This is a genomic window from Janthinobacterium kumbetense, from assembly GCF_023703445.1.
Lineage (GTDB): Bacteria > Pseudomonadota > Gammaproteobacteria > Burkholderiales > Burkholderiaceae_D > Janthinobacterium > Janthinobacterium kumbetense.
In genome coordinates this window covers 1-486 of the sequence record NZ_JAMQGR010000042.1, presented here as the reverse complement: position 1 = coordinate 486, position 486 = coordinate 1, and the positions used below count along the sequence as shown (strand labels likewise).

Sequence of the window (486 nt, the reverse complement as noted above, 5' to 3'; positions counted from 1 at the left end):
CGCCTGGCGTCGAGTATCCAGCGCCAGCCCAGGTAATTCGGCAGGTAGCGCGTCGCCACGCCGCGAAAGGGCCGCAGCCAGTCCCGCAGACGGCTGTGATACGCATTGACGTTCTGCACATGCGCGGCGCCCTGCACACGGATGCCTGCGCGCAAGTTGACGGCCTGGTGGCTGATGCCCGCTTCCCTGGCAAACGCCCGGTAGGCGGCATGGCCATCCGTTACCAGCAGGACATCCTTATCGATGACGGGCAATAAACAGCGGTGCAGCTGTGCCTTCGTCAACGCCCCTTTGCCCGTGATGAAATCGAGGGTCTGGCCTGTGCGGTCGCGCGCCACCAGGATACAGACCTGCTCATCGGAAATGCCGCGCTGGCGGGCATGGCCGCCCCGGCGGCGGGCCGGACGCGTCATCTGCCTGGATCCCTTTTCCGATTCCAGCACATATAACTCGTCCGCCTCGGCAATGCCATGCAGGCCATGCGGT

General features: G+C 65.0%; 1 protein-coding gene. It reads right to left on the bottom strand.

The window, feature by feature from the left end; translation table 11 throughout:
* The coding region (locus NCG91_RS27865; RefSeq protein WP_251352091.1) for an IS1595 family transposase at positions 1-486 on the bottom strand (486 nt) is incomplete at both ends.